Below are 5,430 nucleotides of genomic sequence, written 5' to 3' on the forward strand. Positions count from 1 at the left end.
GAACCAGGTTCGAGATACTTCTACACGGTTGAATTCGACAATTCCAACGTCCAGCAAGAACAGCTAGTTGCAGCAGGAGTGCGCTAATGTTTGAACAAATTCAATTGGGAGAAAAGCCCAAGTTCGACTCTAACGTATATGCTGCCTACGATCGCGCTCTTGCTTACGATGAGTTAATTGCCGAGGCATGGGACGGACGCAACCTAGCAGATGCCGATGCCAAGCATAACTCTCACCATACGCTGAATGAGTACCACGCCGCCTACAAAAATCAAAATGGCGAGTATTATATTTACTCATTCACCCACATTGGCTACATACCGGCGATCGCAGTGACGGCGGAAAAACTCGAAAGAGCGCACGCTGCCGAACCCGAATCGATCCATGTCGAACATTGTGGTTGGCACGACAGCGATAACCCGCAAGCAAAAGCAATGGAGTGGTGGAACAGTCATGTCATTGCTCGCCTTGCTAGTCGTGTTGTTCCACAACCAACGTAGTTTAATTGGTTCTGTAGAGACGTTGCGTGCAACGTCTCTACAGACCTCATCCCCTCATAAAAATGGATTGCCAAGTTATTCACAGCACGGAGGGGCGCTTGCGGATTCGCGTCCCTTGGATTGCCGATAATTCAGAGTATGCCGACAAGCTGAATTGGCTATTAGAGTCGCTGAATTTTGTCACCAGCATTCGGATCAATCCGGCGGCGCGATCGCTGATCGTGACTTACGAAACTTATTTAGTTTCCGAAACGATCGCCGAAGCAGAACTGCTCGATCGCATTCAACGATTCGGTAATGCAGATGGTAGCACCGATCTAGTTCTGCCAGAGACAAAACCACTAGACCGACCGCAGGTCAATGAATGGGAACAACTAGGACTGCCAGTAGTTGCCCTCGGACTTGCCTTGGTAGCTGCTCCACTGGAAATTCCGCCTCTAATTATTGGCGCGGCGATCGCGGGTGCTGCCGTACCTTGGTTCAGTCGGGCAACTGAGAGTTTAGTTGTCAATCGCCAGCCCAATGTCGATCTGCTAGACTCCCTGTGGATGACATTTCACACCCTCAACGGGCAGTTAGTCGCTCCATCACTGAAGACAGCTTTGGTAGGCGTGCGGCGGACTCTGCGCGGTATGAGTGGAGAGGAAAAAGAACGACAATTTCAACAGTTGTTGAATGGCTCCCAACAGCTTGTTTGGGTCGAACGAGATGGGCAAGAAAGGCAAATTGCTTTTCAAGAGGTAGTCGTAGGCGATCGCGTCATCGTCTATCCTGGCGATGTGATTCCCGTAGACGGGCAAATCTTGCAGGGAACGGCACTAATTGACGAACGGCACTTAACTGGCGATCCGCAGCCAGTAGTTGCCACAGTAGGCGAAGATGTTTGTGCCTCTGCCCGATTGTTAGAAGGTAAACTCTGCATCCAAGCCAAACGCACTGGTTACAATACCCGCGTCGGATTAGCTTTTCAATTGTTGCAAGCAGAACCTGTATACGACACTCAGATCGGTACGCAGCAGGCAGAATTTGCCAAAAGTGCTGTCGTACCAACTATCTTTTTAGGTGCATCTATTTTTGCCTTGACTGGGACGTATGGTCCAGCAATTACCCCGTTCCAACTCGACTTTGGTAGCGGGATTCAAATTGCCATGCCCACAGCTTTTCTGGGCGCTCTAACAGCTGCAGCACGTCATGGCGTGTATATTCGTAGCGGTCGCGTTTTAGAGTTGCTGGCTCAAGTTGATACTATAGTTTTCGATCGCACTGGAACTCTGACGCAAGGCAATGCAGTTGTAGCCGTCCATACCACAGATCCAAGTATCTCCCCTGTGGAAGTCTTAACGCTTGCCGCCACCGCTGAAGCCTCTCTCAATCATCCCGTAGCAACTGCGATCGTCTATGCTGCTGAAACTCAGGGGATTCAGTTATTGGAATGCGAAACATGGGATTACTTTGCAGGCATGGGAATTGCTTGTCAGATCGACGGGCAAGAAATCTTAGTTGGAGGCGATCGCCTATTGCAACAACACCATGTCGATGTCAGCTGCCTTCAGCCTGAAATTGATGCTAGTACTGACTCCTACATTTACGTCGCTAAAAACGGGCAAGTTATAGGAGCAATCTTCTATACTGATTTTTTACACCCAGAAAGTACAGACATAATTGCAACTTTGCAACAATTGCAAATTGAGATTTATGTGGTGACAGAAGACAATCCCAAAGTTGCCAACGCTGTTGCAACGCAACTGGGTATGACTCCTAATTGCGTTCACGCCCATGCGACTAGCCAGAACAAAGCCGAGTTAGTACAGGCACTGTGCCACCACGGTAAGACTGTGGCTTTTGTGGGGGATGGAATTAACGAAGCGGCGGCGCTATCTTTTGCCGATGTCTCAATCTCTTTTGCATCTGGTAGTGATATTGAAGCAGAAACCGCAGATATCGTGCTGTTAGATAACAACTTAGCTGGGATAGTAGAAGCGATCGCCCTAGCCAAAAGAGCGATGGAAATCGTTTATCAAAATGCTGCGATCGTCATCGTTCCTAATCTCGCCGTAGTCACTGGCGGGATCTTTTTCGGTCTCAACCCAATCGTCAATGTCGTCACCAACAACTTTACTGCCTTTTTAGCTGAATTCTTCAACAGTACCCGCCCCCTGTTACCACCAAAAACTTTTTTTACGAAAAAAAGACTGCCAGCAGCTAGTAATTTAGCTCTGAATGCGTCAACAGTACCTACTTTTGACAATGGCACGCACCTCAGCAGCAATGGTGCAACTTGCATCAAGCAAAGCGCTCTAGCAAAGCGGTTGGGATTATCTGCTGGAGCGATCGCCCGTCACCGCGCCAAACCTGAATTTAGTAAATGGAGCAGTAGCAAAGATCCAGAAGGAATCGCATGGACTTACGATCCAAACTCGAAATCTTTTTGTAGGGGTTAGGGGTTAGGGGGAGAAGAGAGCAGAGGGAGCAGAGGAGGCTGAGGTGAGAATTTAATTGCGAATTGCGAATTGTTTGGTCACTGGTCACTGGTCACTGATTAAAAAACTCGCCCAGGTAAAAACCTAAAAGCGAGTGTTGAGAGGGTTGTTCTGAGAGCGAGAGGGGAAGGCTTTTACCTTCCCAGTTTGTATTGTGTTACGGTATCACTCCTCATCCACTATGGAATTACTCCTCATACACCAAATAAAAACATCCAAAGCTCAGAGCTTATTGAGATACGATTGATACCTCACGGGGAGCTTCTGGAGCGCCATTAGTCGGTTTAGTTCTTTCTGATTTAGCTTCAGCAACTAAATCTTGGAAAGATTCGCCAGCTTCGGCAATCAAACGTTGTCCCTTATCGAATGTGTCGAGGGCAAAAACTAAACCATTTTTAGCAGCACCTCTTGCCGAGTCCGAAAGGGAATTACCCGTCATTGAATCGATCGCGCCGATTGCAGGAACTAAAATTAATGCACCAGCACCAATAGTTAATGCTGTAATTGGCTCAAGACCTAGTAACAAAGTCTCTAGTTCGAGCATCTTTATTTATCCTCCAAAAATTACTGAACGGTTAGGTATCGCGTAACTACTATAGATGTAGCCGACAGCTAATTTGACTTTATGAATTAGCCTCTGTTTGCTTCACATCGCACGCTATGTAGCAGACTAATAACTATTAACTACCAGAAATAATGGTTACGCGAAATGTCAGCCACGACAGGGTGAAGTAACAAGGTTGACAATTAGCAAACACAGATATATTTTCTCGTTACTTCGGCATATACCTTTAGTGGTATCGCTTTATTTTAGAATACAATATTTACTAGAAATAAGAGCGCAAATTTAAAAATCTTAAAAGAGCAATAGTATAAATAAATATAATCTGTTTTGCTATTAAAATGCCTGTTTTACTACTAGCAGAATCTCATGATATCTGATACAATTTTTTTTAAATTATTTTTTATTTATATTTTAAAACTAAATAAGGTTTTATTTGGATGGGGTAAAGATTCTCAGGAGATTTTGAAGCTATAAAATCTCCTAAAATTACAAAAATGTATGGCGGGTAGAATTTAAAGATTCTGGTTGCTTCACCAACCCACCCCAAATATCGACACGCGCCTAGATGGAAGAACTTTTCCTTTCTGCATGGTGCGACGATCGAGTTGAGAGTTCGCTTGCCTGAGCTGCTAAAAGATTTTGATTTTCTGGCAGGTAAGTTTAGCTGTTGGGGCAACGGTCAAACTTTATTTGATATTACAACAACTGATGACACTACTAAGTACATTGCTGAAGCGATATCTAATCTTCAAATGGCTAACAAAGGTTTAGAATTAGAGGTAATAGTATCAGTATGAGGCAACTGTTAGCAACGTACCAACCGAGCGGAAAATCTTACTTTGACAAACAAGAGATCGACTCAGAAGTATAGCTCAATTGGATGAGGCACATAGCTCTGTAGGGGCGCTTTCTCTGTACGCCCCTATAAATGTTATTTACCCGCATGGGAAACACTAAATCGATAACTGAACGCGATCGCGGTAATTTTAAGCAATTACCTCTAATGAGAGCGATTAGATAAAGCGATTTAGCAACTTTTCAATATTGCTATCATGTTTAATTGCAACTTTTAAAACCAAGCTGCAATAAACATTGACTCAAGAATTGACTCAAGCAGAGTCGCGAAGCAGAAGAAAGCTAAAATCAAAAAAGGAGTTCCTGGTAATATAGGAAGAAGAACTCCTACAATCCCAACCACCAAGCTAATCGTCCCTGCAACTAGTAAAGCAACGTTCTTAAGTGTTTTTAGCATATTTTTCCTCCTGCTCTTAGTTTCAACTTTTCAACAATTTCAACTTTCTAAAACCATTGAACTGTAGAACAGTTTTCAGTATAAATTGAATGAATCGAAGCGAACATCTACCAAGAGGAATGTAATATTAGGTGAAAATTGAGACGATTTACCTTACTTATAATCTGCTGTATTTGCCCTCCAACCTAGTCTAAGAAAGAGTTATGGCGAGCAATTGCCTACTTTTTTTAAGTAATTCTCTAAATAAGGATTGTAATGTTTAAGCATTTTTTATCAGAATATTCAGCTAGTAAAGTCATAGTTTCTTATAGTTTTGATTTTCTGGTTGTAGCGATTGCTGACAACTGACAACTGACAACTGACAACTGACAACTGATTATCCGGTTTCCTAATCATAGAGTTAGGAATATACGAACATTTTGTGACCTGAACTTGTGCTAATAGTAGAAAGCACATGGATAGTTCATCTCAGCTCAAAAGCTGAAAAACGGCACATAGCCCGTCCAATGAACTTTGACTTTATGCAGGAATCAATCGTAACTGTCAAGAAGAGTTTATCCTTCTTGCGGTTCTTGCTTAATTCCTGCATTTTTGTAAAAATCCCCTTAATAATCAAATAAAAAAGTTGTGGAT

The 5,430-nt window shown here is 43.6% G+C and carries 5 protein-coding genes; 3 read left to right on the forward strand and 2 right to left on the reverse strand.

What is annotated here, in order from left to right; translation table 11 throughout:
* Positions 1-86: 86 nt before the first annotated feature.
* Positions 87-500 carry a hypothetical protein gene (locus ACRC32_RS26790; protein WP_438556829.1) on the forward strand — a complete coding sequence of 138 codons (414 nt, stop codon included), beginning with the start codon at positions 87-89 and terminating at the stop codon, positions 498-500.
* Between the two features lie 62 nt (positions 501-562).
* Positions 563-2,941: a heavy metal translocating P-type ATPase gene (locus ACRC32_RS26795; RefSeq protein WP_438556830.1), complete on the forward strand. Its 2,379-nt coding sequence runs from the start codon at positions 563-565 to the stop codon at positions 2,939-2,941.
* A 268-nt stretch (positions 2,942-3,209) separates the two neighbouring features.
* Here ACRC32_RS26795 and ACRC32_RS26800 read toward each other — a convergent pair whose 3' ends face one another.
* The gene (locus tag ACRC32_RS26800; protein WP_438556831.1) at positions 3,210-3,524 is read right to left on the reverse strand and encodes a DUF5132 domain-containing protein; all 315 of its coding nucleotides are present in this window, start codon (positions 3,522-3,524) and stop codon (positions 3,210-3,212) included.
* Between the two features lie 638 nt (positions 3,525-4,162).
* On the opposite strand from ACRC32_RS26800, the gene ACRC32_RS26805 reads away from it, so the two are divergent.
* Positions 4,163-4,342, forward strand: a complete 180-nt coding sequence (locus ACRC32_RS26805) for a hypothetical protein (protein WP_438556832.1) — start codon at positions 4,163-4,165, stop codon at positions 4,340-4,342.
* Between the two features lie 272 nt (positions 4,343-4,614).
* Here the strand turns inward: ACRC32_RS26805 and ACRC32_RS26810 are convergent, their stop codons facing one another.
* On the reverse strand, positions 4,615-4,797 hold the full coding sequence (locus tag ACRC32_RS26810; RefSeq protein WP_039714173.1) for a DUF454 family protein: 183 nt from the start codon (positions 4,795-4,797) through the stop codon (positions 4,615-4,617).
* Between the last annotated feature and the right edge of the window lie 633 nt (positions 4,798-5,430).

It is taken from the genome of Chroococcidiopsis sp., from assembly GCF_051657925.1.
In the GTDB taxonomy this organism is placed as follows: Bacteria; Cyanobacteriota; Cyanobacteriia; order Cyanobacteriales; family Chroococcidiopsidaceae; genus Chroococcidiopsis.

Excerpts from the sequence above, each read along its gene's own strand:
- ACRC32_RS26790 (WP_438556829.1), top strand. The coding sequence starts at position 87 with ATGTTTGAACAAATTCAATTGGGAGAAAAGCCCAAGTTCGACTCTAAC.
- ACRC32_RS26795 (WP_438556830.1), top strand. The coding sequence starts at position 563 with ATGGATTGCCAAGTTATTCACAGCACGGAGGGGCGCTTGCGGATTCGC.
- ACRC32_RS26810 (WP_039714173.1), bottom strand. The coding sequence starts at position 4,797 with ATGCTAAAAACACTTAAGAACGTTGCTTTACTAGTTGCAGGGACGATT.
- ACRC32_RS26800 (WP_438556831.1), bottom strand. The coding sequence starts at position 3,524 with ATGCTCGAACTAGAGACTTTGTTACTAGGTCTTGAGCCAATTACAGCA.